The organism is Pseudomonas sp. P9_31 (assembly GCF_034008235.1).
Lineage (GTDB): Bacteria > Pseudomonadota > Gammaproteobacteria > Pseudomonadales > Pseudomonadaceae > Aquipseudomonas.
Genome location: NZ_CP125375.1, coordinates 6,158,443 through 6,183,797, shown reverse-complemented (window position 1 = coordinate 6,183,797; position 25,355 = coordinate 6,158,443). Strand labels below are relative to the sequence as shown.

Sequence of the window (25,355 nt, the reverse complement as noted above, 5' to 3'; positions counted from 1 at the left end):
TCATGAGCGGCGCCCAGGTTTGACTTTGGTGTTGGGAATCTTGTTGGCCGCCACCTCCAGCACGCCGCCAAGAATGTCGGCCATCATCGAGGTATGGTTGAGTGCGTCGCCCAGTCGGGCGGCCCAGAGCGCGTCAGACATGCGGGATGCTCATCCGACGTAAGCGTCTGACGGCTGCGTAATCGTTGCGCTTGTGGCGCAATTCGATGCCTTCCATTGCACTTCTATCCTTGTCGTTACGGCATGCGCATTAGCGCAGTCCTCAGGCGTTTGATCAGCTTCGGATCCTTGAGGCAATCGGCTGGCCGTATGTTATCCAGGGCGGGCACTTGCTGTTCGATCCACCACAACCCTTCCTCAAGACCTCTTTTACCGTTGAGGGCGACCGCCATATCGAGGTTGCCATCCAAGGCTTTCGCCAGCGTGCGGGCGTCGTCATCGAAATAGACTTGGTTATACAGATCCACGACCTGCCAATCGGCATCGCCGGGGTATTCGTCTTCCAGTTGTTCCATCTTCAGTTCTTATCGCTCGCATTCATTCGCTGCAAATGAGCTTCACTGCACGGTTTGGGGGGCTGTCTGTGAGGACGCCTATAGACTATACAAAATATTGTAGAACGAGGTTGGATTGTCTTTTATCAAGGATAGATCCTGGTCGATGGATATCTTTTCGAATATTGATTTACTGATTGCCATTCGACGAGTGATTATTGCCTCCAGCAGTTTTCTGAACAGCATCTCATCATTGACGTATTTTTTCAGTTTTAGAATTTCGCGAGGCTTGCTTTTCAGAATGTGAAAGGAGTAATTCATTAAAATAATATTGGAGACAAACAGGTTTTCCGTTGATTGAAGGGGGTTGACCGTATCGATCAAAGCATTAAATATCGGTTTCTTGTTTTTAGCGTATGCGTGCAAAAATACATCGGGATACATGAGTTCGCTGTGACGGTCATTAAGCCTGAAACGGTAATTTGTGTCGTCGGGTTCGGTCAATAATGTGACGATGCTTGTTTGATAGTTTTTCAACGTGCTTAACAATTCATGTTCTTTTCTACTATCAAACTTGATCGCTTTGTAAACAAAGTCGATAACATCCAAAAAAACTATAGGCCCCAGAGAGTCGGTAGCCATTATCAGCTGATTATCCTTGATGCTGAACCGTCGATACGCTTCGTCGTCGATACTCAATTCGAAAAGCAGGAACCTGAGCATGTAGTTCCTGAGCTGTGCATCCGCGTCGAGAGGACTGTTCTTCAAGCTGATTAGTTGAATCAGGTAGAAGAAAATAAAATAATCTTTGTTTGTTCGTTGACGGTTGTCGATTTCAAGCAGATAGCCAAAGCGGGACAGGACCAAGAGAAGGGCATAGCAGTCCGACTCCGTGAAACCGTTTTTTGACATGGCTTTTTCGAAGGCGCTTATGGAAAACAAATCATGCCAGCGGCTTATGTAGAAGGTCGAACCGTTGTGTTTTCTGGCAGCGACAGACAGCAGTGAAGGCTCGTCTTCTTGGTAAAAAACAGCGCCCAGCTCTTTCGGGCATGGACGGATGTTCAGGAGATTTTCCAGCTTGTATGAAAAGAGTTTGAATATGTCCATGTTGGTTTTTACCTACTATTTCTCCTGATCTACTACCAGTTTGATGGCACTCCATCCTCATCATCAATAGTAATTTCAGTATGGGATCTGATCCACTCGAAAAAAGCAGACAGATCATTTTCTATGCTGGATGGGTGAGCACTAATCTCCAAAAAAATACGTTCATTTTCTAGAAAAAGACGTACGTCATAGTCCCAATCTCCTGGGCTCCTGGGCTCGGTGCCTATCAATCGGAATTCCTTTTCCTGAAAGCCCTTAGAAAAAGTTCTAAGGCTTGTGATTTTTCGCACTATCTCTTTGAGATTAATCGGGTACCAGTTCGAATCCTTAAAAGACAATATGAATTCCGCTGACATTATTGTTAGCTCCTAGCTTCCGTGAGGTCTGCCCGATACCGTTGGGTAATCTGGCGGGTTTTTCATTCCGATGTGCGCTTCCGCGGAATGAGTACTGACGGCTGTTTTTCCGTCATTAGCTAATTCAGCGGTGCCTGGGTTCCCATGTTTACCCAATGATTTGTGACTGTGAGCATTGTTCGATCCTTTGAATGGTGTGGGGTTCGTATTCCCATAGGCATGAATCTGGACTTCTGAACCATCAGAGTGTACCCAGCGCTGGTTCCTTGTGTTTGCAGGATTTGTTCTGGTGTAGCCGTTTTGTCGGAGGATTTTCTCCACCTGCGGCACGGATTTTCCTTTCAGCGACGGAAGTTTGGAGACATTAGGTTTATTCGCAAATTTGCCCTTGGCATCGATCCATCTCCCTTTTGAGTTCTGCCTGGTAGCTGGACCACAGGCTAGCCCCAACGGGTCTATCCAAGTAAAGGGGTTAGGTGCGTAAACATAGAGATTAAATCCCCCCACCAACCCAATCGGATCCGGTGTAGTAAACCGCCCCACGTCCGGATCATAAAACCTGAACGTATTGAAATGCAGCCCGGTTTCCCGGTCCAGGTACTGCCCCTGAAACCTCAGGTTCTGCTCTTCAATGTAATACGGTTCGCGCACCTCTTCCAGCGTGTTGCCCCACACCCGATAAGTCGCCTGCCAGGCGCAGGCCGTCCCAGGTGAAACGGGTTTCTCCCAGTGGATAACCCTTGCTGTCGTGTTCGGTCTTGGCGATGCGTCGGCCCAATGGGTCGTAGGTCATCTTGAGCACGCTGCCGTTTTCACTGCGCACTTCAACTAACCGACTTTCGGCGTCGTAACCGAAGCGTTGCAGGCCCCGTTTAGCGCTGCGCTTTTCGATCATCCGACCAAACGTGTCATAGCGGTAACGCTTGTCCTGATAGGTCAGCAGTTTGTTGCGCACCACCAGCCCGGCGCCGGGTGGCGGGCTGTAGAGCAGGTTGGCGCCGTCGTAGGCGAAGGTCTCGTTCTGGCCCTGGACGCTGTAGAAGCCCAGATGAAGGTTAACGCTAAACCTTACGGTCTTGAACACGACGCGTATATCAAGCCGGCGTCCTCCGAAGCGCCGACTGACAAGTCTCGCATGGAGGTCATTGAGCAGCGCTACTTGCATATGAACTGAATGCTCAAGAGACTGATAAAGAACGTAGAAGCCGATACGGAAGATGCTGAATAAACTGCCGGTTCAAGCGATATAAATAGACGGAAAAAACAGGCGCGCCGACTCGGTCGATTGCCTGTTTTCATGAGTTATAAAATCCCAGGTGGTCGTAATAGCAACGTGGAGTTTCAGGCGGTCCATTCTTTTTCGGCGCACCATTGCTGCACATCCGCAATAAGCTCTGCGGAAACGGGTTCAAGATTGGGAAGTTTTTTTTCGTATTTTTTAATGCTCTCTACAAAAAAAGTGATAAAGGCGGCACCGATTAATTTGCGTTGAGCGGCCTTGTCTTTTTTTAATGGAACGAAATCTTCCTCGTCCATGGCAATGTCCAGACCGAACATTTTGTCTTTGGCGTAATAACGGCAAAATGTTTTTCTCTGCAAGTCCTTCGGCAGGCATCGCAGGCAGACCACCAACTCCCAATCAAGAGAAGGATATTTTTCTTTTAACAAGGTGCCAAGGTCCCGTAGCTCTTTGCTGATTTCACTGACCTTGCTCCAGCCTGGCGAATCTGTTGTGATACCGATCAACATGTTTTTTTCTCCTAGTGTCTACATTTGTTACCCGGGGGTAACTTACCTCGACGTTTAAGGTATTTGCCTATCTTCAGCTTTTCCCAAAGCTGCATATTGACCTTGGTAGGCGCGGCCATGACCTTCTTGTACTCAAGGTTTTTCGATTTCAGCCATTTGAAGGTATAACGCCTTTTAGGATGAATCGTCTCACCTACTTTCCAGACTTCCCCTTCTTTCAGAAAGACCTTCCCAACAGGATTACGCTTGCCCCACTCCATTTCGTCATAGAAACCGTCCTGTGTCGCCAGCAGATAATACAGTTCAGGCGCGAGCCCCCATGGGTCAATCCAGGAGATGGGATTCGGAGCGTATTGATAGGTATTGAAGCCGCCAGCAAGACCAATCGGATCCGGCGTAGTAAACCGCCCCACATCCGGATCATAAAACCTGAACGTATTGAAGTGCAGCCCCGTCTCCCGGTCCAGGTACTGCCCCTGAAACCTCAGGTTCTGCTCTTCAATGTAGTACGGCTCGCGCACCTCCTCTAGCGTGTTGCCCCACACCCGATACGTTGCTTGCCAGACGTTGTGGCCGTCCGCTTCGGTGAGCTGTTCCGGCAGGCCGTTGAGGTCGTTGTGGTAGTAGCGGATCTTTTGCAGTGGGCCGCTGCCGTCGACGCGGGCCAGGGGTTCGTAGCCGTCGTCTTCATAGAGGTACAGGCTGGTTTGCTGGTGGCGGTGTTCCTGCAACAGGCGCAGGCCATCCCAAGTGAAGCGGGTTTCCCCCAGCGGGTAACCATTGCCGTCGTGCTCGGTTTTTTCGATGCGTCGGCCCAGTGGGTCGTAGGCCATGTTGACCACGCTGCCGTTGTCGTTGCGCACCTCGATCAAGCGGCTTTCGGCGTCGTAGGCGAAGTGTTGCACGCCGCGCTTGGCGCTGCGTTTTTCGATCATCCGGCCGAAGGCGTCGTAGCGGTAGCGCTTGTCCTGGTAGGTCAGCAGCTTGTTGTGCACCACCAATCCGGCGCCGGGGGCCGGGCCGTCCAACAGGTTGGCGGCGGCGTCGTAGGCGAAGGTTTCGCGCTGGCCGTGCAGGCTGTCCTGGCTGGCGATGATGCGGCCGGTGGCGTCGTAGTGCAGCAGTTGGCGGTGTTGCGCGGCGGGTTGCTGGTCGAGTTTGCCGATCAGGTTGTCGGCGGGGTCGTACTCGAAGTGTTTCTGCACGGCGGCCGGCATCAGCGAGGGCTGGCTGGTGTGTCGGCGTTGGCGTGAGCGCAGGCGCCCGCTGCGGTCGTATTCGCTGCGGGTGCTGATCTGGCCTTGGGTGCGCAGCACTTCGCGGTGCAGGCGGTCGCGTTCGAAGTCGCTGATGACCTGGCCGTCGAGGTTGATCTGGTGCAGGTGGCCGCTGCCGTAGTACAGGCGGTTGACCCAGCGGCCATCGGGCAGTTGGGTCTGGATCAGGTTGCCGAGTTCGTCGTAGTGGTGTTGCAGGTTGCCGGCGGCGCTGTTTTCGGCGAGCAACTGGCCGGTGGCATCGTAGGCGAAGCTCAGGGTCTGGGCGTTGCCTTGCAGGTCGGTGAAGGTGACGGCGGTGAGTTGGTCCAGCGGGTCGTAGCTGTATTCGGTGCGGCCATCGTCGGTGACTTTGGCGATCAGCCGGCCCACGGCGTCGCGTTCCAGGCGATGGACGATGGGTGCCGGCGGTGTTTCGGGAATGAGCGCCAGGCCCGTGCCGTACGGCGCAGGCATCGCCGTCACCGCCGCGACGTTGTCGAGGCGGTCGTAGTCGTAGCGCTTGGCGCTGCCATCCAGGTCTTGTTGCTCGGTCAACCGATCGCCAGCATCCCAGGCAAACCGGTAGCTTTCGCCGTTCTCGTTGGTCAGCGCTTGCAGCCGCCCGTAGCTGTCATACCCGAACTGCACCTGCCGGCCCTGGGCGTCGGTGCGCTGACGCACCTGGCCGCGCCGGTTGTGTTGATAGAGCGTGGTGTGCCCGGCCGGGTCGGTATAACCGGTCAACTGGCCGCTGACGTCGCGCTGATATTGCTCAGTGCGCCCGTCCGGCAATTGGCTGCTGAGCAACCGCCCTTGGGCGTCGTAGCTGAACTGGGTACGCTCACCGAGGGCATCGGTGATGGTTTGCAGATAGCCGCGGTTGTCGTAGCTGAACCGCGTCGGATAACCCGAGCAATCGATGTGCTCAGCCAGTTGGCCGAACGGGTTCCAGCGCAGTCTTTTGCTTTTGTCGGTGGCGTCGATGATCTCGACGACCTGGCCGTGGGTGTCGTAGCGGTAGCGGGTGACGTGGCCCAGCGGATCGGTTTCGGCGATGCAGTTGCCGCGCTGATCGTAGCGATATTGCCAACTGTTGCCCGCTGCGTCGGTGTCCACCAGCGGCAGGGCCCAGAGCTGCAGCCACAAGGTCGAGTCACTGCGGCCCAGCGGGTCGGTTTCGCCAATCAGGTTACCGGCGTCGTCGTAGCTGTATTCGTAGCGCCCGCCCTGCGGATCGGTGGCGCTGAGCAATTGGCGCTCGTCGTTCCACTCGAACTGCCAGGTCTGGCCGAGGTTGTCGGTGTACCCGGTGATCTGGTGCTGGCTGTTCCAGCGCCGCGTACTGACGCGCTGCAAGCCATCGGTGATGCGCGTGACACCGGCGACGAGGTCATAGTCGAACTGGTAGGCGTCGCCTTCGTCGGTCCAGTGTCGGACCACGCGCCATTCACGGTCTTCGATCAACGCCCATTCATAGAAACACCGCAGCCCCGTGGGCAGCTGATGCTCGACCATTCGCCGCCCGGCATCGTAGGTGAAGCGCCGTTGCACCTGGCCGGTGGCGTCGCGCACTTCGGTTAGATTGCCCACCGTGTCATAGCCATAGCTGACGAGCACTTCGCGATGCTGGTCCGGGTAGACCCGTTCCACCTGACTGACCCGTGTCTGAAGGTAGGTCAATTCCACCTGAACCAAGTCAAAGGTGTCGCGCAGTTTTACAAGGCGTCCGGCGTCGTCATAGTCGAGATAAATGCGGTTGTCGTTGCGATCACCCAATTGATCAAGACGCAGCAACGCTGCATTGCCCGGCGTTGGATTGAACAAACGGTAGATGCCGTCATCGCTTTCAATCAGTAACTGCCCATTAACGTGCCGTCGAACGCTCAGCCCTTCACCCGCGCTGAACACCGCGCCGCCCAGGGGGATCGAACCCATGTCGATGCGCCGGCCCTGTTCATCGGTGTAGACCAACGTTTCGCCGCCCTCCGGGTGAGGCAGGATTTCAACCTGCACCTCGTAGGACACACTCCAACCCGCCCCGAACAACCCATCACGACGCTCGTCGCGGCTGTTGTAGACGCGTTGCCAATCGATCGGCAAGACCCCGGGCAACACGAAATCCAGCTCTTCATCGCCCCCCAGCACCTTGGCCCCGGTGGCGGCATGCACCGGGTTCGAGGAGCCCATGGCGGCGTTGGCCATGGCGCCCATCGCGCTGCTGACGGCCATCGACGTCGCGCCACCGATCAGCATGCACGGCAATTTGCTGAAGAATTTGCCCTTGCCGCCCTTGAGCATCAGCAGCGCGGTGACCGCCAGCCCCACGCCCGGGGTTTTGCCGCTGCGGATCTCGCGCACCACCACCGAACCGCCACCGATGGTCACGTTTGATGAGATCAGCCCGGAACCCACTACCTTGGCATCGCAGGTGCTGCGGTCGCCGCTGCGCACGGCGGGCTGGCCGTTGATGGTGACTTTGTCCGAGCCCTCGGCCATGAACTGCGGCGGCATCGGCGGATGCTTCATGCAGACGAGCAGGTCCAGCGGCTTGGGTACGGCGCCGGGTGCCGGGGTGGCGACGGTGGGGCGCCACATCTGGGAGAAGAAGCTCTCGGCCATGTCCAGATAGCTGGGCTCGGCTTCGGGCTCGGGTGCCTCCAGCTCAGTGCCGGCCGGCGCGACATGGGACGGAATCGCCCCGGCGGCGCGGGCGGCGGGAATGCTGTTGATCAGGGTGTTGGTGGAACCGGTGAGAATGTTCGCCTGCACCGTGGGTGGAAACAGCGCGTTGCTGAAACTCTCGCACAGGTTGCTTAAACCCTTGTCGGCGCCGGTCTTGCTCATGGCAAGGCCGACGATCGTGCCCACCACCGCGCCAAGCAGGAAACACCCGAGCCCGCCGGTGGCGACGGTGATGCCCGTGGCCGCCACCACGGCAGCCGTCGCCAGCGCAGTAATCGCGATATTCGCTGCCACCTCCAGCACGCCGCCAAGAATGTCGGCCATCATCGAGGTGTGGTTGAGTGCATCGCCCAGCCGGGCGGCCCAGAGCGCGTCAGACATGCAAGGTGCTCATCAGGCCGGAACGTCGAACAACAGTGAATTCTTGATGGTCGCCCAATGCGCGGCTTCGGCATCGCCGAGTTTTTCGGCCTTCACGTAGCTCAGGGCGAGCATTTTGCGGGTGCCGGGCAATACCAGCGCCAACTGATACTGGAAGACTTTGTCGTTGCCCTTGTTGAACTGGCTGCGCAATTCGATGCCTTCGACTTCCTGGCTGGCGCCCAGGCGCACGGCGACGCCCGGTTGAAAACGCAAGTCTTGCACTTGTTTTTCCAGGCGCTTGAGCTGGTCGTCGAAGTTGCTTTGCAGAGTTTCGCCCTCGGCCAGCAAGCTGCGGCTGACAATCAGCGAAGTGCCCAGTTCAGGGAACTTGAGGATGTTGATCGTCGCGTCTTGCAGCTCGCCTGCCGGCAGCTGGAACTGGAACTCATTGATGCGGTAAGTCATGGCACTTGAATCTCGTGGTTAGCCCTTGGGCTTGGGGAATGCGGCATTGATATTGGCGTCGATGCTGGCCTTGACGCCCTGGCCGTCAGGCGTGGCGCCAGGGCCGCCGCCGTTGTTCAGGTGCAGCACGCCGCCGGTGTTGATCTCGGCATCGCCGCTGGCATAGAAGCTGATTTGCACGCCGGTCAGGTTGATCTGGCCGCTGGCATTGAGCTCCAGGATGCTTTCACCACAGACCAGCCGCAGGTTCTCACCCACTTCAATGACGTAGCTCTGGCTGATGCTGTCGGTCTTGCGCTGGCCCACCGACAGAATGTCTTCCTGTTTGACGATACGCAGGCGGTTGTTGCCGATGGTCACCGTCTCGTTATGCCCGATGCTCTTGTTACGGTCGTGGCCCACGGAGTGGCTTTCATCCACTTCCACCACGATGTCCTGATTGCGCTCGGCATGGATGTACAGCTGCTCGGCGCCTTTTTTGTCTTCCATACGGATTTCGTTGAAGTTCGCCGGTGAGCCGCCCTTGCTCGAACGGCTTTTCATGCCACTCTGGGTGGCGTTTTCCGGCAAGTCGTAGGGCACGGTCTGTTCGGCGTTGTAGACGCGACCGGTGATGATCGGTCGGTCCGGGTCGCCTTCGAGGAAGCTGACAATCACTTCCTGGCCAATGCGTGGGATCTGCATCGAGCCCCAGTTTTTACCGGCCCAGGATTGCGACACGCGAATCCAGCACGAACTGTTTTCGTTGGACTGGTCGTGGCGGTCCCAATAGAAATGCACCTTCACCCGGCCGAACTGGTCGGTCCAGATTTCCTCGCCCTTGGGGCCAACCACCAATGCCGTCTGCGGGCCTTTGACGATGGGGCGGAGGGTATTGGGCAGTGGGCGATAGCTTTGTTGTGCGTCGATGCAGGTCAGGCTGCTTTCGAACTGCGCCGAGGCGGCGCCAATGCCGGTTTCCCCGCTTTCCTGGGAAATGGAGTAGCGGGTGCCGACGATCAGATACTCGCGGTTCTGGTCCTGGCGGCTGAAGCCGGTGAGGCTGAACAAATGACCCGAGCCCAAGCCCCGGGCGTTGCCTGAGAGCTCGACCTGTTCGTGCAGGGTCTGCAAGGCTTCGATACGGGTGCGGGCGTAATGTTCGCCGTCTGCGCTTTGCACATAAGTGCCGGGATAGTCGTACAGCGGATAATCGCCGGCGGTGTGCGGACGGGGCATGGCCGAGCGCACGTCAATTCGCGCGCTGGGGCGCTGGAAGTCATAGTCGTTGAGTTCCAGCGAGCCCGGCTGGACTTCCTGGGCCAGGTGCCAATCGTGGATGTGATCGCGTTCGCGCTGCTGTTCATTCTTGGGGTAATACGGCACCGAAGCGTAGCCGGGCGCGCTGGTGTGGGCGCCGTAGGCATCGGCCAGCACCAGCACATGACGACCCTGTTCATGGCGGAAGAAGTAGTAGATCCCTTCCTGCTCCATCAGGCGGCTGACGAAATCGAAACTGGTTTCGCGATACTGCACGCAGTATTCCCACTCGCGATAGGGCCGGCTCAGGGCATCTTCGAAATCGGAAAAGCCCAGGTCGCGGAACACCTGCTTGATGATCTGCGGGATGGTCAGGTTCTGGAAAATCCGGCAATCGGAGGTGCGGCTCAGCAGCCATAGCCACGGCCGCAGCGTAGCCTGGTAGCTGGCGAACTGGCCCTGGTCGACGTTCTGGCTGCAACGGGCAACGATGCCATGGAAATGGCGCTCGCCACCGTCGTCCAGTTGCAGGCTCAGGCACATGGGTTTGCCGAGCAACTGGTTGAGGTCGATGGCATTGTCCAGCGAGTGCAGCTGCAGCTCATAGTTGAACAGCCGCCCCAACTCTTCGCCGCCGCCCATATCCTTGAGCAACAGCACCTCAGGTCCCAGAGGGCTGGTGATCTTTGCCAGGCGTGAGGCTTGGTTGAATAACATGGTTGTCCTTATCGCTGCCGCAATCCTTTTGACGCTGCGCAAGATTGCAGCCTTTTGACTTTAAAGATCAAGAGATCGCAACCTTCGGCAGCTCGTACAGAGGAGCGTGATCGCCTGGGGCGGTTACGCTGAAGGCATAATGTAGTTCGTTACTTGGGGGAGAGGAACCAGGTTCTTGATTGTTGCCAGGCATTACCTGAATATCTGCTCCTCCGCGCGTCACCTCACGTCCATGGAAGGCGATTACTGTGACCTCTTACCGCATTCAAGAAGCTGATCTTGAAATCCCCGATACCTGGCAGGACCAGAGCATCAATATTTTTGAGCCTGGTGAAGCGCTAAGGGCGTACGTGGAAAAAGCAGACGCTGACTCAATTCGCGTTCGAATTATTGATCGCACGCTGGACTCCGCTTTGCGTGCAATCGGGTTTTCGAAGACAGCAGAGAATGATGTTTATTTTTTGGATGTCCCGGACGGCACGCAGAAGGCCAAGGTATTGGATGCTCTACGTTTACTGGGAGTGGCCTTTTCGGCGGGTAAGGAATGGTGTCCGTCTGAAGTCTTTGAATACTTTCGGGACATGGGTTTGCTGAGCGGTAAGTATTTGAGAGTCTCGTGGACGCAGCCCGGCCAATACCTTCTTGCGGACGCTTGAGCCATGGCAACAAGGGGAGAGTTTTCAATGAGTACCAATCTAGACAATGTATTGCTGCTTGCCCTGGCCTATGACGAATTGGATAAATTCCTCGTAGGCGAGCCGTTCTACTTTCAAGAAGCCAAAAACGACTACGATGAACCGCAGAATATCGTCGCGGCCTTCGATTTGCTGGTGTTGCGTTACTGGCTGCAGACCCGCGACGCCAACTTCCCTGCACGCTTCGTGGCGGCTTTTCTCAAGCTTCTCGCGACCTACCCCGATCGTAATCGGGCGATCTATGCCGCAGCGAGCTGGGTTTGGTATTACCGATATTGCCTGAACCAAAAGCGCGAGGAGCCCGAGGGGCTCTATGCCGAGCTGTTCGAAATCGAAATGGAGTCCGTGGCCTTAGCCCTTCGAAGGCAGCTTGAGATCAATAAGGCAGCGCTTATCCTGGATACACGTTGGGCTGGTGGCAGTTGGAACAGCGAGAACGGTTTATGGGAGCCGTTGATGCGTACCGCCCTGGACATCAGGGACAAGCTTGGAGGGCCGGACTACGTGCCTGCCAATATCTGATGAGTTATGGATCGCTGGATGTAATCGATGTCGGAAGCAGTTCACTAAACGACCTCAGTTGAACGGTATTAGCGTTTTAGAGATGACCGTGAAATTTCAAGATGTTTTGGTAAGTCGTGAACACATGTTCTCCGTGGGCTTCGAGCAAGACTCGGGCCGATTTTACGTATCTATACCGGTCAGCAACGGCATGGTCGACTACGAGGAATACTATGGAGTTGATCGCGCGACCTTTGATCTTTTTAAGCGTGACCCGGATGCTGCACTGCCGTTTGTTATGCGTTGCAGGAAGCGTGAACTGGACGAACTGTTGATTGTCCAGCCGGGTACCAACCGCGGCACCGCCATCTGATGATGGGCACGCGCCATTTTTCACCTGCCGGAACCGGATCAAGTGTGGGAGCGGGCTTGCTCGCGAATGCAATCTGTCAGCGACATTGATGTTGGCTGACACAACGCCTTCGCGAGCAAGCCCCACATTGACCGTGTTCTGGTCAGGTCATGCTGCGTCGCTGAAGTCGTAGTGCAATTCGTTATCCCGGGCGCTGATCCGCACGCCTGCCAGCGCTTTGCCTTCGAGCATGCGGGTGAGGAACTCGCGGCTCATGTCCGGTAGCAGGCTGTTGGTCAGGATGGTGTCGATCATCCGCCCACCGCTTTCGGTTTCGGTGCAGCGGGAGACGATCAGGTCGATCACCGCGTCGTCGTAATCGAACGCCACTTTATGGGTGTTCTGCACGCGCTTCTTGATGCGGTTGAGTTGCAGACGGGTAATGGCCTTGAGCATCTCGTCGCTGAGCGGGTAGTACGGAATGGTCACCAAGCGGCCCAGCAATGCCGGCGGGAAAATCTCCAGCAGCGGCTGGCGCAGGGCCTTGGCGATCTCTTCGGGCTCGGGCACGTTTTGCGGGTCTTTGCAGACACGGGCAATCAACTCGGTGCCAGCGTTGGTGGTCAGCAGGATCAAGGTGTTCTTGAAGTCGATCACCCGGCCTTCGCCGTCCTCCATCACGCCTTTGTCGAAGACCTGGAAGAAGATCTCGTGCACGTCCGGGTGGGCTTTTTCCACCTCGTCCAGCAGTACGACGCTGTAGGGTTTGCGCCGCACGGCTTCGGTCAGCACGCCGCCTTCGCCATAGCCGATGTAGCCCGGTGGCGCGCCCTTGAGGGTGGACACGGTGTGAGCTTCCTGGAATTCGCTCATGTTGATGGTGATGACGTTCTGCTCACCGCCGTACATGGCTTCGGCCAGGGCCAGGGCCGTTTCGGTCTTGCCCACGCCGGAGGTGCCCGCGAGCATGAACACGCCAATCGGCTTGCTCGGGTTGTCGAGGCCCGCGCGGGAGGTCTGGATGCGTTTGGCGATCATCTGCAAGGCATGGTCCTGGCCGATGATGCGTTTCTTCAGGTGCTGGTCGAGGTTGAGCACGGTTTCCAGTTCGTTACGGGCCATGCGGCCTACCGGAATGCCGGTCCAGTCGGCGACCACCGAGGCCACGGCCTGGTAATCGACCGTCGGCAGAATCAGCGGGGTTTCCCCTTGTAGCGCACTGAGACGCTGTTGCAGGTCCACCAGTTTCTCGCGCAGGGCGTGGCTGTCTTCACTGCCAACGTCGCTGTCTACCACACCGACGCTTTCGCGCAGGGTGGCGCGGGTGGCGAGCAGTTCGTCCACCAGGGTTTTCTCTTCAGCCCAGCGGCTTTCGAGTTCGGCCAGGCGTTCGCGCTCGGCGGCCAGCAGGTTTTCGCTGTTGCTCTGGCGGGCGCCGATGACGATGCCGATGGCATGCTCGCGGGCGATGATTTGCAGTTCGGTTTCCAGCGCCTCGATGCGACGACGGCTGTCGTCCACTTCCGCCGGCACGGCGTGCAGGCTGATGGCGACGCGGGCGCAGGCGGTATCCAGCAGGCTCACGGATTTGTCCGGCAACTGGCGCGCCGGGATGTAGCGATGGGACAGCTTGACCGAGGCTTCCAGGGCTTCGTCGAGGATCTGCACCTGGTGGTGTTTCTCCATGGTCGAGGCCACGCCGCGCATCATCAGCAGCGCCTTGTCTTCGGACGGTTCGGCGACTTGCACCACCTGGAAGCGGCGGGTCAGGGCCGGGTCTTTCTCGATATGCTTCTTGTACTCGGCCCAGGTCGTGGCGGCCACGGTGCGCAGGGTGCCCCGGGCCAGGGCCGGTTTGAGCAGGTTGGCCGCGTCCCCGGTGCCGGCGGCGCCACCGGCACCTACCAGCGTGTGGGCTTCGTCGATAAACAGGATGATCGGTTTTGGCGAGGCCTGGACGTCTTCGATGACCTGGCGCAGGCGCTGTTCGAATTCACCTTTCATGCTCGCGCCGGCCTGCAACAGGCCGACGTCGAGGCTGCGCAGTTCCACGTCCTTGAGCGCCGGCGGCACGTCACCGGCGACGATGCGCAGGGCAAAACCTTCGACCACGGCGGTTTTACCGACGCCGGCTTCACCGGTCAGAATCGGGTTGTTCTGCCGACGGCGCATGAGGATGTCCACCAGTTGGCGGATTTCTTCGTCACGCCCGACAATCGGATCTAGCTTGCCGCTGCGGGCCTGCTCGGTGAGGTCGACGGTAAAACGCTTGAGCGCTTCCTGCTTGCCCATGGCGCTTGGGGCCATGGCACCGCTGGCTTCACCGGGCACGCTGCCTGCATTGAAACCATCGCTGGCGCTGAGCGCATTTTCCGGCGAGTCACCGACGTATTCGTCAAAACGCTCGCTCAGGGCCTCGACCTTGATCTTGTCAAACTCTGCCGATAGCCCCAGTAGCCCATGGCGCAGGCTCGGTGTCTTGAGGATGCCCAACACCAGGTAACCGGTACGCACCTGGCTTTCGCCGAACATCAGGCTGCCATAGACCCAGCCACGTTCCACGGCTTCTTCCACATGGGAAGACAAGTCAGTGATTGAAGTCGAGCCCCGTGGCAAACGGTCCAGGGCTTCGGTCAGGTCCCGGGCCAGGCGCGCCGGCTCGATATTGAACTGACGGATGATGCGGTGCAGGTCCGAGTCCTGCAGTTGCAGCAACTGATGAAACCAGTGGACCAGTTCCACGTAAGGGTTACCGCGCAACTTGCAGAACACGGTGGCGGCTTCGATGGCTTTGTAGGCGACGCTGTTGAGTTTGCCGAACAACGCGGCGCGACTGATTTCACCCATGCTCATGGCTCCTTGAGATCTGTGAGGTGTTGGCCTGCTCGGCGTAGTGCCGGGCCAGGATTAAATCCTTGGCATCTTTTTCGGGCCGGCCCAGCCAGGTATTGAACCCCAGACGGAAGCGGCGATTGAGTTGCAGTGCCGGTACTTCGGGCTGTTTCAGAACCAGGTTCAGATCCCAGTCCAGTTCATGGCCCAGGTATTCGGCCACCCAGGCCACCAGTTCATTGAAGGGTTGGCTACCGGGCAGCATGCCCATGTAGTCATCCAGCTTGAGTGGCCCCAGGCGAATGCGGAATTTGTGCTGGCGATCCCAGACGTAACGGCCCAGGCAAAAATCCACGCCCAATTGATGGGCGCTGGCGCCCACGCGGCTGCGCTCCGGCAGCTCCAGCCATTGGCCGACGTACTCTTCGATCTCCACCGGCAGGCCGAAGTACTCGCTGAGAATGGCCTTCAAGCCGTCCGGGTAGCGGGTTTGTGCCGACAGATGACCGCTGTAATGCAGCTTCGCCGTGTCGGGGATCAGCCCTTGTTTGAGCAGGCTCGGCATGCCCCGACCGCTCAGTGCAGCCAGGCGTGCCGACCAGTAGTCATCGTCCGGGCGATCATGGCTGACCGTCGGCCGCGCTTCGGCCCAGGCCCGGTAAAACAGGCTCAGCAGGCGGTGATGGAACACATCCAGGAAGCGTTTACTGGTGCTGTCGGCGTTGTTGCGCTGGCGTTCGCGCACATATTCGGTGATGTGCAGCGGCAATGGACCGTTGGGGCCGCCGAGGCCGAAAAAGAACTGCTCCAGGCGCGCCGGCGAACCGTCGACGCCCGGCTGTACCGAAGCCAGGGTCGCCGGGGCGAAGGTGCAATCGGCCTGTTGCCCAAGGCGCAACGGATCATCGGCCAGGCGCAACGAATGGCCCAGGCGCGGCAGTTCAGGCGATTCGCACTCGATGCGGCGCAACGCCTGGAAGAAGTCATATTCCCAGGGCTCCTGGTGCATCGCGTCCAGGGTACTCACAGGGTCGGACGGCGTCCGGGCTTGGCTTTCCATCGCATGATCTCGCCGCGTTCGGTGGTACGGATCACCGTCTCGGTAAAACTGTTGATCGACACGTAGCGTGCCAGGAAGCGCTCGAACACTGCACCGAGCAAGAAGACTCCAGTGCCGCGAAACGCGTTTTCATCGAATTCCAGGGTGATCTCCAGGCCACGACCAAACACGATCGGGCCCGGCATCGGCAAGCGTCGGGTGCAGGCCTTGCTGCTGACTTCGCGCAGGCCTTCGATCTGCAATTGCAACGCCGCATCGTTGCTGTCGCCGTACAGACGCAGCAATTCGCGCAGGGCGGCGGCGCCCTGGCCTTGCTCGCTGAGGGACAAGTAATTCAGCGAAAGCTGGCTGATCAACCGCCAGGCTTTGGCGTCGTGGGCATGGCTGGCGCGTGGGCGGCTCGGGCCTGCCACGCAGCGCACCGCCGCTACAGGTGCGCTGTCGGCCAGGGTGAAGTCGGTCTTGCTATTGCCCACGCTCATGAACAGCGGCAGGTCGCGGTTGGTGCACAACGCCGTTACGCCCAGTTGGCGCAGGTCGTGGCGATAAGGCGCCTGCTGGCTGTCCACCAGGCTGACGAAGGTTTCGCTGCCGATGTAAGTCGAGCGCGGGCCGTTACGCCGCTGGCCGCTGGACAGCATGCGGGGTTCGCGCCGCACCGTGTACCAGGCCTGATCGCGGCCGTAACGAGACGGATCGCGTACCGCATAGAACGGCAAAAAAGGCTGCTCCGACCCGGTGCCGTGGCCGGTGAGGGCGGTCAGGGAATGAATCTCGAAATCCATCGGCCGGGTGCGGTCGGCGATCACATGGTGTTCATTGACCCGTTCCGACAAGTGGATGCGGTCCAGGCGCTTGGGAAACAAGTTGATGGCCGGGGTGCAGAACGGCAGGAACTGCGCGGCTCCGATGCCTTCCAGGCTCGGATCGTGACGGTCGAACAGCACGATCAATTCCAGTTCCTGGCCGTCGCAGCGTTTGACCGCCCGGCTCAACTGGGTGAAGTCGACAAACAGAAAACGGTGGGGCAGGGCGAAGTATTCCTGCAACAGGCGATAGCCCTGGAAGGCCCGCGGGACCACGGGCAGCGCGGCGTCGGTATCGTCGAATCCCTGGGAACGCAGTGCGTCCTGCGGCAGGCGTTCCACCCAAGCGCCGCCGGGCTGACGGGCGAACACGGCGCAGACATTGCCCAGCAGCTGTTCATAGAGGCGGAAGGGCTGCTCGTCTGCGCCACTGAGGTACAACGGCAGGTTGTCCAGAGCCAGACTGCTGAATGGCAGTTCGGCGCCCGTGCGCAGGGTCAGGCGCAGGCCGGCCTTGGCCTTGGGTTCACTGGCGGCCAAGCGCCCGAGCATGGCGGACGGGTTGCCGAAGTACTCGGCCTGGCTGACTTGCAATGGCCATAACATCACCGCGTGGGCGGTGCGGTACTCGCAGCAGGTTTGGGTTTCGCGGCCCAGGGCGGCGCGCAGGACCGTGTCCCGCGGCAGCGGGAAGCCGCTGCTCAGCGAGCCTTCATCGGGGTCGGCCTGCAATTGCACCACGGTCATTGACGGTGTCGGCGCCAGGTAATGGGGGTAAGCGATTTCCAGCAGGTTGTGGGTGAAAGTCGGGTATTCGGCGTCGAGCTTGAGCTGTACCCGCGCCGTCAGGTAGGCGAACCCTTCCAGCAAGCGCTCGACGTACGGGTCGGCGCAGTCCATGCCGGACAACGTCAGCCGACTGGCGATTTTCGGATATTCCTGGGCGAACTCCGCCGCGCTTTCGCGCACGTGGTGCAATTCCTGGTTGTACAGTTCCAGCAGGCGCGGGTTCATGAGCGCCTCCGCTGGTCGGCGTTGACCACTCGCACATGGCCGGATTCCAGGTCCAGGTCGGTTTGCAGCATCAGGCGCAGTGGCACCGGCTGGGCCCAGAGATCGCCTTCGATCTCGAAGCTCAGGGCGTTGTGGTTCATCTCGGCGGACGCCCGGGCCCGCACGCGCAGGGTGTTACGCAGAATCCGCGGTTCGAACGTGGCGATGGCCTGGTGGATCAGCGCTTCAAGCGCTGCGATATCGACGTTCGACGCACTGTTGCCGGCCAGGGCTGGCAGCCCGAAGTTAACCACCGACGTGCCGGCCGGGGTGTGCAACGTCGCATCGGCGCTGAGCAATGAAGTGGTGTTGAGCAACCACGCCAGGTCACGCAGTACGGAGGCTTTGAGCTGGCTCAGGGATAGCACGCGCTTGTCGGCGCTTTCCTTGACGTTGCTCGGGTCGTCGTCGGTCAACCGGTCCAGCAGGGACGGTTGCAGGCGATCGCGGGTGGCGATTTCGGTTACCACGAGAAATGCGCCACGAAATTTTTCTGGTCCATGACGCCGGTCATGCAGCCAGCACTATGGGCAACCTTCGACACTTCCATGGGCTGGCCTTTGATTTGGCGGATAGCCTGATACCGAGCGTCACAATCACGGCTCGGAGGGGGCTCGGGCGTGGAGTACTCCACGATAATGATTTGGGCGTTGTTGAAGGTTTCGACCCGTGGTTGACCTTTTCGGTCGACACTCAGAAAACAAGGCCACGGCATGTCCAGTTTCAAGAGGCTTTGGTCCTGTTTGCGCAAGGCGCATTGCTGATCGTGGCTTTCCAGGGTCAGTGTTTGTCCGGCGACAACTACCTGCTTGCCGGGTGCAGCAGATGGTTGCTGTTCGGCCCAGGCATTGAGGTTCGGCAGGCCGCCCGACAGCAGTATCAACAGGATTCGTTTAATCATTTCAACCTTCAAAGCCCAATCTGTCTTGAGCGATGCGCAGAGTCGTGGACGATCGCATGTGAGGTCGGTTACCAAAGGAAAAGAGCTGTGTAATCTTTCTGATCGCCTGCGCCTCGCAGGCAACTGGCACTGCGCGCGACCACCGAAGGTTCGAGCTGGCCTTTGACCTGGCGTACGGCGCGGTACTCGGACCGGCATTCGCGACTGTTCGCAGGATCAACGCTCATATGCAGCACGATCACGATCGGTACGTTGTTGAAGGATTCGACGTGAGGTTTGCCCTGCCGGTCGACCGCAAACTGGCACGGCCATGGCATCTCGAGTGGCAGCACGCTCTGATCCGGTTTACGCAACACGCATTGCTGCTGATCGTTCCCCAGCGTCAGTCGTTGCTCGCCCAGGGTGACAACCTGATCCTCGGAAGCAGGGGCAGCCTGTTGGCCGGCGCACGCCCACAGGCTCGACAGCACGCAGCACAGGGCCGCCAGGTTTCGGCTGGATCTGATCATGTCAGCTCCCAGAACCAGATGGCTTTTGATCGGTAGGCAGGGTCGTTGTAGCGGCCAATGGTCAAGCCACGATTCCATAGGTCGATATGATCGCCGGTGCGATTGTCAGCAGACTCCCCTGACTGCTGGAAACAATCCTTGAAAAAGATGAGCCCGGTCTTGTCTTGCAACTTGCGGCGTTCTTCGGCACTTCCACCGAGAATCAGTGGCCGCCCCAGATGATGCTTCCACAACCAGTTCGCCAGCGACTCGGCACCCCTGGCATGCTCATGTGCACATTTGGGTTCGGTATAGGTGGATTTGTTGACCTTGATGGTCAGCTCTGCATTGAGCGTCATGCTCATGCGAATAGCACACTGGTTTGCCCAAGGGCCCTCACAGGGCTTTGCGTCAGGGTACTTAATCAGGAGATCGGAATAGGCTTTCCACAAATTGATAAACGAAGGCTTGGCCATGACTCAGACACCGGGTGGGAAAGGATTGGATTCGAGCAAGCACCAAAACACCCCCGGCGTATAACGCCGGGGGCATCTTCGATTACACCTTGACGTTCTGGCGGATGTTCCAGCCGAACTTGACCGGCCCGCCTTCCTTGGTGCCATCGGCTTTTTGCGGCTGGTAGTCCACCAGCGCCTTGGCGAAGTTCAGGGTGAGGCTTTCGGTCAGGCGATCATCGCTACCCGAGCCGCCGGTGCTCAGGGAAGTGACCAGCACTTCTTCCAGGTTGATGATCATGTACTCGACCTGGCTTTCGCCGCCGGCCTTGCGCACGGTCAGCTTGACCTTATCGATGTGCTTGCCGCTGGCGCAGTGCATCATCAGGTTCGGTGTGGCCTTGTCGACGTACTTGGTCAGCGACAGGTCCTGGATGTTCACCTTGCCTGCACCACCACCGCTGCCCACGTGCATGTTGCCGGACTGAGACATGCCCCAGCTCCAGTTCAAGACGTCGATTTCGTCCTTGTGGGCCTTGTCCATGGACTCGCCCTTGATGTCGCCGATCTTGATGAAAATATCAACAGCCATGTTTTCTCCCTGTGTGGTCTCTACCACATTGTTTGGTTAACGCCGACCTTGCGAAATCTGTTCTGCTGAACGGGTTCAAGGTGATCTCCAACCTAATGAAGACCCCTGTGGGAGCGAGCCTGCTCGCGATGGCGGAGTGTCAGGCAACACTGGTAGTGACTGATCCACCGCTATCGCGAGCAGGCTCGCTCCCACATTTTTACCGCGTACCGTTTCAGCAGGTTTTTACGCGCCTTTGGCCGAAGGCAGCTTGGATACCAGGCGCAACGACACGGTCAGACCTTCGAGCTGATAGTGCGGGCGCAGGTAGAACCTGGAGTTGTAGTACCCCGGGTTGCCTTCCACGTCCTCGACGATCACCTCGGCCGCCGCCAATGGGTGCTGGGCCTTGGTGGTTTCGGTGGAGTGCGCCGGGTCACCGTCGACGTAGTTGAGGATCCAGTCCTGCAACCAACGCTGCATTTCGTCCTTCTCTTTGAAGGAGCCGATCTTGTCGCGCACGATGCACTTCAAGTAATGGGCGAAACGGCAGGTGGCGAACAGGTACGGCAGGCGCGCGGCCAGGTTGGCGTTGGCGGTGGCGTCCGGGTCGTCGTATTCGGCCGGTTTCTGCAACGACTGGGCGCCGATGAACGCGGCGAAGTCGGTGTTTTTCTTGTGCAGCAACGGCATGAAACCGTTCTTCGCCAGTTCCGCTTCACGGCGATCCGAAATGGCGATTTCGGTCGGGCACTTCATGTCCACGCCGCCATCGTCAGTCGGGAAGGTGTGCGCCGGCAGGTTTTCCACTTCACCGCCAGACTCCACGCCACGAATGCGCGAGCACCAGCCGAAGTGCTTGAACGAGCGGTTGATGTTCACCGCCATCGCGTAAGCGGCGTTGGCCCACGTGTACTTGGAACTGTCGGCGCCATCGGTGTTTTCTTCGAAGGCGAAGGCTTCCACCGGATCGGTCTTGGCGCCATACGGCAGACGCGCGAGGAAGCGCGGCATGGTCAAGCCGATGTAGCGCGAGTCTTCCGATTCGCGCAGCGAGCGCCAGCCGGCGTATTCCGGGGTGGTGAAGATCTTGGTCAGATCGCGCGGGTTCGACAGTTCCTGCCAAGAGCCCATGCCCATCACGGTCGGCGATGCGGCTGCGATGAACGGCGAGTGCATGGCGGCGCAGACTTTCGACAACTCGCCCAGCAACTCGACATCCGGCGGCGACTGGTCGAAGTAGTAATCGCCCACCAGGCAACCGTAAGGTTCGCCGCCGAACTGGCCGTATTCTTCTTCGTACATCTTCTTGAAGATCGGGCTTTGGTCCCACGCGGTGCCCTTGAATTTCTTCAGGGTCTTGTGCAGGTCGGTCTTGGAGATGTTGAGCACGCGAATCTTCAGCTGCTCATCGCTCTCGGTGTTGTTGACCAGGTAATGCAGGCCACGCCAGGCGCTTTCCAGTTGCTGGAAATCGGGGTGGTGGATGACCTGATTGACCTGGGCAGTGAGCTTGGCGTCGATGGCGGCGATGATTGACTCAATCGACTTGATGGCGTCGTTGGACACCAGGTCGGTCTGCGCCAGGGCCTGTTCGGCCAGGGTGCGCACGGCGGTCTCGACGGCTTCGCGGGCGCGGTCGGTCTTGGGTTTGAATTCTTGCAGCAGCAGGGAGGCGAACTCGCTGGCTTCTTCGGTGGTGCCCAGTGTTTGAGCGTCTGCACGTACTGAATCGGTCATGATCATTCGTCCTGATTAAGCCTGAGGCTCGGCTGGCTTCGGCGCACTGGCAAGTGCCTGGAGCAGCGCCGGATCCTTGATGGCCTTCATGATGATTTCTTCGGCACCGGTCTTGCCGTCCATGTAGGTCAGCAGGTTGGCCAGTTGGGTCCGCGCTTCGAGCAGCTTGTTCAGCGAATCGACCTTGCGCGCCACGGCGGCCGGGCTGAAGTCGTCCATGCTTTCAAAGGTGATGTCCAGGCTCAGGTTGCCTTCGCCGGTCAACTCGTTGGGCACATGGAACGCCACGCGTGGCTGCATGGCCTTGAGGCGCGAGTCGAAGTTGTCGACATCCACTTCGAGGAACTTGCGATCGGCCACAGGCGCCAGAGGCTCGGCGGGCTTGCCGGCGAGGTCCGCCATGACGCCCATGACGAAGGGCAACTGGACCTTCTTCTCGGCGCCGTAGAGCTCGACGTCGTACTCGATCTGCACTCGAGGCGCGCGGTTGCGCGCGATGAATTTCTGAGAACTTTGCTTCGCCACGTTGCTGCTCCTGGTCGCTCAAGCGACGGTGTTGGCGTCATCGGCGGTGCCGATGACGTGACTGCGTGATCCGTTCGCTTTTATTCGCTGTCTGGTCCGCGCAGGTTTTCAAATTGGCTCATGCCGTCGGGAATCAGGTTGCGCACGATGGCCGCAAAGTCGGCATGCACCAGATTCTTCGCCCGGTTCAACAGCACCGGCAGTGGGCTGGAGGGCTCATGTCGGGTGTAATACGCAAGAATCCGGTCCAGGCTGCGCAGTACGTCGTCACGGTTGTTGATTTCGCCAGTGCTGCGCGGTGCGCTCGGTGCGGTGGGCTGGTATTCAACTGGCGCGGCACTGTCGTCGCTGACGGAGTCGGGAAGGGGGTTGTCGCCGCTCTGCGGGGCGAACTGGCCGAGAATCTGCAAGGCCATTTTTAGCGGTTGCTTCAACGGGCCAAGGTCAACGCCCTGGGCGGAACCGACTTGCTCGCTGATCTGTTGCTCGATGGCCTCGGCGACGCTGCGGGCCTCGTGCAAAGCTGCGCGGGTGACTTCCAATTGTTCGGGATCGCTGTCGAGGAACGCCCCGGCGAGCTGCTCGGCGCCGAGGCTTTCGTCAGGGAAGCTTTGCAGGCCGCTGGCATTGGCGGCGGCGCGCAGGCTGACAGAGCCAAAGGTTCGCGAACGGGCCAGGATGCTTTCACGCAGCAGGCGAATGGTGGCATCGGACGTCAGGCCGGCGAGGGCATTGATGCGCACGGTGGGGTCGTTGTCGTCTTCGGCATCCAGGCGCGGATGCAGGTCGGCCCAGTATTGCTTGAGCAGTTCGCTGATCAGCGTCAGGACACGGGCCAGGCCGGTGACGCCTTCGAGGGCAAGGGAACTTTGCAAAAGGAAATGGGTGATGCGCAGGTCTTTGCTGCGTTGCAACAAATCCAGGCTTTGCTGCTGGATGCTGCGCCATTCAGGGGGGGAGGCAGGCAATATCGAATCGCCCATGCTGCGCTCGGGCTGGCCCAGGGAATCGCGTTCCAGGCGCAAAAAATCCGCGTCATATTCCAGATCTTCACCGCAAGGCGAAGTCGCGGAAACGGCGGCGAGCAGCAAAGGCACTTCCACTGAATTTGATCTCCCTATCGCCCGCTGACAAAGTCGGGCATTTCACACGTTAGTTCCAGGTGGAACTTCACATGTTTCCTTGCGCGTAATGGCTCTTTTGATGCGCGATGATCTTAAAGTGCCATCATTTATATTCAAGAAGTTATGCATTTTTGGTGTAGTACTTATGGCTTGTCAAGGTAAGCTATTTCCCTTGTGTGACAGATGTGAGGTGCTTAACAACCCGCGCGACCGCTTGGTCGAGGCGGGCACTGATGCAGGTTCTTTGTCACGCTAGCCGGTTAAGATCAGCAATCATGCTGGCAAAAAGCGGTTTTCGAGGTTGTTTGCAAGGTTGTCGGACCGAGTCTGGCGGGAGTGAATCCCGATTCGCCCGCGCGCAAAGTGTTCAGCAAGGAGGCAAGATGTCGCTGTGTTTGACTATCACTAGTTATCACAAAATTACCCCTGGCCAATGCCCTGAAAAATCCATGGATCAGGGTGTGATGGCGATAGGCCGCAACTCTGATAATGACTGGGTATTGCCCGACCCTGAGCGTCTGGTTTCCGGCAAACATTGCGTTATTCAATATAAAGATGGCCGGTATTACTTAACCGATAACAGCACTAACGGTGTGGAATTGGTCAAGGCCGGCATTCGTCTGCGCAAAGGAAACAGCGAGCCGTTGCAAGATGGCGAAGTAATCCGTATTGGTGATTATGAAATCCAGGCACGAATCAGTTTCAGTCTGCCGGCGACCGACAACAACCCTTTCGCCGATTCGTCCAGCAGCTTCGAGGCCCTGATGGGGCGTCAGGGCGCCGTCGTGAATACGCCGCCATCGTTGCCCGTGACACCACCTGCACATTTTCAGGGCGTATCGGCCATGGACACGATGCCGGACCTGTTCGACTTTCTGACACCGACCAGCGTCCCGCCGGCTACCCAGCCCGACCATGTCCCGGCCGAGCAGCACGACTTCCGCCCGCCGACCCCTATCCCCCACCCAACACCCGTGGCCGGACCTGCACCGCTGGTGTCGGCCCCGGTGATTCCGGAAGATTGGGACCTGTTCAGCGACAAGCCTGCGCCGGTGGCTATCGTCCCCTTGCCTGTTGCAGAGGTTACGCCGCCGCCCGTACCGCAAATCAGCGTACCGATCGAGCCAGTGCCACTGCGCGAACCACCCGTGGCCATCGTCGAACGCCCGGTCGGCCCGGCCGACAATGCTCAACCCGACCTGTTGCAAGCCTTCCTGCGCGGCGCGGGGCTGGATCAAGTGCGCCTGGACAAGGCTCAGGCCGAGGCGCAAATGGAAAGCATCGGGCGCAGTTATCGGCTGATGGTCGAAGGCTTGATCGATGTCTTGCGCGCCCGCAGCAGCCTCAAGGGCGAGTTCCGCATACAACAGACAATGATTCAACCGGTGGAAAACAACCCGCTGAAATTCGCTCCCAACGTCGATGAAGCATTGCTGTTGTTGTTGCGCCACAGCAATCAGGCGTTCATGGCGCCGGACCAGGCTGTGCGCGACAGCTTCGACGACTTGCGTGCCCACCAATTGGCGGTGATGGCCGGTGTAGAAGCTGCGATCAAACACCTGCTGACGCGCTTCGAGCCGGCGCAACTGGAAGAGCGCATGGGCAAGCCCGGTGGTCTGTCGGGCATTTTCACTGGCTCGCGACAGGCCCAGTACTGGCACCAGTTCACCGAGCTCTACAGCAATATTTCCCGCGAGGCCCAAGAGGATTTCCAGGACCTGTTCGGTCGGGAATTCAGCCGCGCCTACGAAGAGCACAGCACAAGGCAGCGCCGCCACTGAGCGTCGCCGTCGCATAACGTCATGCATAGCAAAGAAC

21 protein-coding genes and 2 pseudogenes are annotated in these 25,355 nt (G+C 58.8%); 4 read left to right on the top strand and 19 right to left on the bottom strand.

What is annotated here, in order from left to right:
- The 8 genes and pseudogenes from QMK51_RS27925 to QMK51_RS27890 form a co-directional block, all read right to left on the bottom strand.
- Complete coding sequence (locus QMK51_RS27925; RefSeq protein ID WP_320392693.1) at positions 1 to 141, bottom strand: hypothetical protein; 141 nt, start codon at positions 139 to 141, stop codon at positions 1 to 3.
- Between the two features lie 95 nt (positions 142 to 236).
- Positions 237 to 515 (bottom strand): hypothetical protein, encoded by a 279-nt coding sequence (locus tag QMK51_RS27920; RefSeq protein ID WP_320392692.1) that lies wholly within the window; start codon positions 513 to 515, stop codon positions 237 to 239.
- Positions 516 to 593: 78 nt separating this feature from the next.
- Positions 594 to 1,604 carry a hypothetical protein gene (locus QMK51_RS27915; protein ID WP_320392691.1) on the bottom strand — a complete coding sequence of 337 codons (1,011 nt, stop codon included), beginning with the start codon at positions 1,602 to 1,604 and terminating at the stop codon, positions 594 to 596.
- A 368-nt stretch (positions 1,605 to 1,972) separates the two neighbouring features.
- Positions 1,973 to 2,996, bottom strand: a pseudogene (locus QMK51_RS29115) (RHS repeat domain-containing protein); the annotation flags it as partial.
- 305 nt (positions 2,997 to 3,301) lie between these two features.
- Complete coding sequence (locus QMK51_RS27905; protein ID WP_258698190.1) at positions 3,302 to 3,709, bottom strand: hypothetical protein; 408 nt, start codon at positions 3,707 to 3,709, stop codon at positions 3,302 to 3,304.
- Between the two features lie 11 nt (positions 3,710 to 3,720).
- Positions 3,721 to 8,031 (bottom strand): RHS repeat-associated core domain-containing protein, encoded by a 4,311-nt coding sequence (locus QMK51_RS27900; RefSeq protein ID WP_320392690.1) that lies wholly within the window; start codon positions 8,029 to 8,031, stop codon positions 3,721 to 3,723.
- A 12-nt stretch (positions 8,032 to 8,043) separates the two neighbouring features.
- Positions 8,044 to 8,478, bottom strand: coding sequence for a DcrB-related protein (locus tag QMK51_RS27895; RefSeq protein ID WP_320392689.1), 435 nt, complete (start codon positions 8,476 to 8,478; stop codon positions 8,044 to 8,046).
- A gap of 18 nt (positions 8,479 to 8,496) precedes the next feature.
- Complete coding sequence (locus QMK51_RS27890; RefSeq protein WP_320392688.1) at positions 8,497 to 10,434, bottom strand: type VI secretion system Vgr family protein; 1,938 nt, start codon at positions 10,432 to 10,434, stop codon at positions 8,497 to 8,499.
- A 248-nt stretch (positions 10,435 to 10,682) separates the two neighbouring features.
- Between QMK51_RS27890 and QMK51_RS27885 the strand changes: the two are divergent.
- The 3 genes and pseudogenes from QMK51_RS27885 to QMK51_RS27875 all read left to right on the top strand — a co-directional run.
- Positions 10,683 to 10,760, top strand: a pseudogene (locus QMK51_RS27885) (hypothetical protein); the annotation flags it as partial.
- Between the two features lie 357 nt (positions 10,761 to 11,117).
- The gene (locus QMK51_RS27880; RefSeq protein ID WP_320392687.1) at positions 11,118 to 11,651 is read left to right on the top strand and encodes a hypothetical protein; all 534 of its coding nucleotides are present in this window, start codon (positions 11,118 to 11,120) and stop codon (positions 11,649 to 11,651) included.
- Between the two features lie 88 nt (positions 11,652 to 11,739).
- Positions 11,740 to 12,003 carry a hypothetical protein gene (locus tag QMK51_RS27875; protein WP_320392686.1) on the top strand — a complete coding sequence of 88 codons (264 nt, stop codon included), beginning with the start codon at positions 11,740 to 11,742 and terminating at the stop codon, positions 12,001 to 12,003.
- A gap of 147 nt (positions 12,004 to 12,150) precedes the next feature.
- Here QMK51_RS27875 and tssH read toward each other — a convergent pair whose 3' ends face one another.
- The 11 genes from tssH to tssA all read right to left on the bottom strand — a co-directional run bounded on the left by tssH (position 12,151) and on the right by tssA (position 23,516).
- The gene (tssH, locus tag QMK51_RS27870; RefSeq protein WP_258698176.1) at positions 12,151 to 14,829 is read right to left on the bottom strand and encodes a type VI secretion system ATPase TssH; all 2,679 of its coding nucleotides are present in this window, start codon (positions 14,827 to 14,829) and stop codon (positions 12,151 to 12,153) included.
- Positions 14,822 to 15,874 (bottom strand): type VI secretion system baseplate subunit TssG, encoded by a 1,053-nt coding sequence (gene tssG / locus QMK51_RS27865; RefSeq protein WP_320392685.1) that lies wholly within the window; start codon positions 15,872 to 15,874, stop codon positions 14,822 to 14,824. The genes tssH and tssG overlap by 8 nt, the downstream gene beginning before the upstream one ends.
- On the bottom strand, positions 15,838 to 17,694 hold the full coding sequence (tssF, locus tag QMK51_RS27860) for a type VI secretion system baseplate subunit TssF (protein ID WP_258698174.1): 1,857 nt from the start codon (positions 17,692 to 17,694) through the stop codon (positions 15,838 to 15,840). The genes tssG and tssF overlap by 37 nt, the downstream gene beginning before the upstream one ends.
- Entirely contained in the window at positions 17,691 to 18,203 is a 513-nt protein-coding gene (gene tssE / locus QMK51_RS27855) for a type VI secretion system baseplate subunit TssE (protein ID WP_320392684.1), read from the bottom strand. The genes tssF and tssE overlap by 4 nt, the downstream gene beginning before the upstream one ends.
- Positions 18,197 to 18,646, bottom strand: a complete 450-nt coding sequence (locus QMK51_RS27850) for a hypothetical protein (RefSeq protein WP_320392683.1) — start codon at positions 18,644 to 18,646, stop codon at positions 18,197 to 18,199. The genes tssE and QMK51_RS27850 overlap by 7 nt, the downstream gene beginning before the upstream one ends.
- A gap of 56 nt (positions 18,647 to 18,702) precedes the next feature.
- Positions 18,703 to 19,143 carry a hypothetical protein gene (locus QMK51_RS27845; protein ID WP_320392682.1) on the bottom strand — a complete coding sequence of 147 codons (441 nt, stop codon included), beginning with the start codon at positions 19,141 to 19,143 and terminating at the stop codon, positions 18,703 to 18,705.
- On the bottom strand, positions 19,140 to 19,598 hold the full coding sequence (locus QMK51_RS27840; protein ID WP_320392681.1) for a type VI secretion system amidase effector protein Tae4: 459 nt from the start codon (positions 19,596 to 19,598) through the stop codon (positions 19,140 to 19,142). Before QMK51_RS27840 ends, QMK51_RS27845 begins: the two co-directional genes overlap by 4 nt.
- Before the next feature lie 82 nt (positions 19,599 to 19,680).
- Positions 19,681 to 20,169, bottom strand: coding sequence for a type VI secretion system tube protein Hcp (locus QMK51_RS27835; RefSeq protein WP_320392680.1), 489 nt, complete (start codon positions 20,167 to 20,169; stop codon positions 19,681 to 19,683).
- Between the two features lie 225 nt (positions 20,170 to 20,394).
- Positions 20,395 to 21,888, bottom strand: coding sequence for a type VI secretion system contractile sheath large subunit (gene tssC, locus QMK51_RS27830; RefSeq protein WP_008007702.1), 1,494 nt, complete (start codon positions 21,886 to 21,888; stop codon positions 20,395 to 20,397).
- A 15-nt stretch (positions 21,889 to 21,903) separates the two neighbouring features.
- Positions 21,904 to 22,413: a type VI secretion system contractile sheath small subunit gene (gene tssB, locus QMK51_RS27825; RefSeq protein WP_007894500.1), complete on the bottom strand. Its 510-nt coding sequence runs from the start codon at positions 22,411 to 22,413 to the stop codon at positions 21,904 to 21,906.
- A gap of 80 nt (positions 22,414 to 22,493) precedes the next feature.
- On the bottom strand, positions 22,494 to 23,516 hold the full coding sequence (gene tssA, locus QMK51_RS27820) for a type VI secretion system protein TssA (protein WP_320392679.1): 1,023 nt from the start codon (positions 23,514 to 23,516) through the stop codon (positions 22,494 to 22,496).
- Positions 23,517 to 23,920: 404 nt separating this feature from the next.
- Between tssA and tagH the strand changes: the two genes are divergently transcribed.
- Entirely contained in the window at positions 23,921 to 25,318 is a 1,398-nt protein-coding gene (tagH, locus tag QMK51_RS27815; protein WP_320392678.1) for a type VI secretion system-associated FHA domain protein TagH, read from the top strand.
- The last annotated feature ends 37 nt before the right edge of the window (positions 25,319 to 25,355 follow it).

Coding starts and splice junctions, on each gene's coding strand:
- QMK51_RS27925 (WP_320392693.1), bottom strand. CDS start 141: ATGTCTGACGCGCTCTGGGCCGCCCGACTGGGCGACGCACTCAACCAT.
- QMK51_RS27920 (WP_320392692.1), bottom strand. CDS start 515: ATGGAACAACTGGAAGACGAATACCCCGGCGATGCCGATTGGCAGGTC.
- QMK51_RS27915 (WP_320392691.1), bottom strand. CDS start 1,604: ATGGACATATTCAAACTCTTTTCATACAAGCTGGAAAATCTCCTGAAC.
- QMK51_RS27905 (WP_258698190.1), bottom strand. CDS start 3,709: ATGTTGATCGGTATCACAACAGATTCGCCAGGCTGGAGCAAGGTCAGT.
- QMK51_RS27900 (WP_320392690.1), bottom strand. CDS start 8,031: ATGTCTGACGCGCTCTGGGCCGCCCGGCTGGGCGATGCACTCAACCAC.
- QMK51_RS27895 (WP_320392689.1), bottom strand. CDS start 8,478: ATGACTTACCGCATCAATGAGTTCCAGTTCCAGCTGCCGGCAGGCGAG.
- QMK51_RS27890 (WP_320392688.1), bottom strand. CDS start 10,434: ATGTTATTCAACCAAGCCTCACGCCTGGCAAAGATCACCAGCCCTCTG.
- QMK51_RS27880 (WP_320392687.1), top strand. CDS start 11,118: ATGAGTACCAATCTAGACAATGTATTGCTGCTTGCCCTGGCCTATGAC.
- tssH (WP_258698176.1), bottom strand. CDS start 14,829: ATGGGTGAAATCAGTCGCGCCGCGTTGTTCGGCAAACTCAACAGCGTC.
- tssG (WP_320392685.1), bottom strand. CDS start 15,874: ATGGAAAGCCAAGCCCGGACGCCGTCCGACCCTGTGAGTACCCTGGAC.
- tssF (WP_258698174.1), bottom strand. CDS start 17,694: ATGAACCCGCGCCTGCTGGAACTGTACAACCAGGAATTGCACCACGTG.
- QMK51_RS27845 (WP_320392682.1), bottom strand. CDS start 19,143: ATGATCAGATCCAGCCGAAACCTGGCGGCCCTGTGCTGCGTGCTGTCG.
- QMK51_RS27840 (WP_320392681.1), bottom strand. CDS start 19,598: ATGGCCAAGCCTTCGTTTATCAATTTGTGGAAAGCCTATTCCGATCTC.
- QMK51_RS27835 (WP_320392680.1), bottom strand. CDS start 20,169: ATGGCTGTTGATATTTTCATCAAGATCGGCGACATCAAGGGCGAGTCC.
- tssC (WP_008007702.1), bottom strand. CDS start 21,888: ATGACCGATTCAGTACGTGCAGACGCTCAAACACTGGGCACCACCGAA.
- tagH (WP_320392678.1), top strand. CDS start 23,921: ATGTCGCTGTGTTTGACTATCACTAGTTATCACAAAATTACCCCTGGC.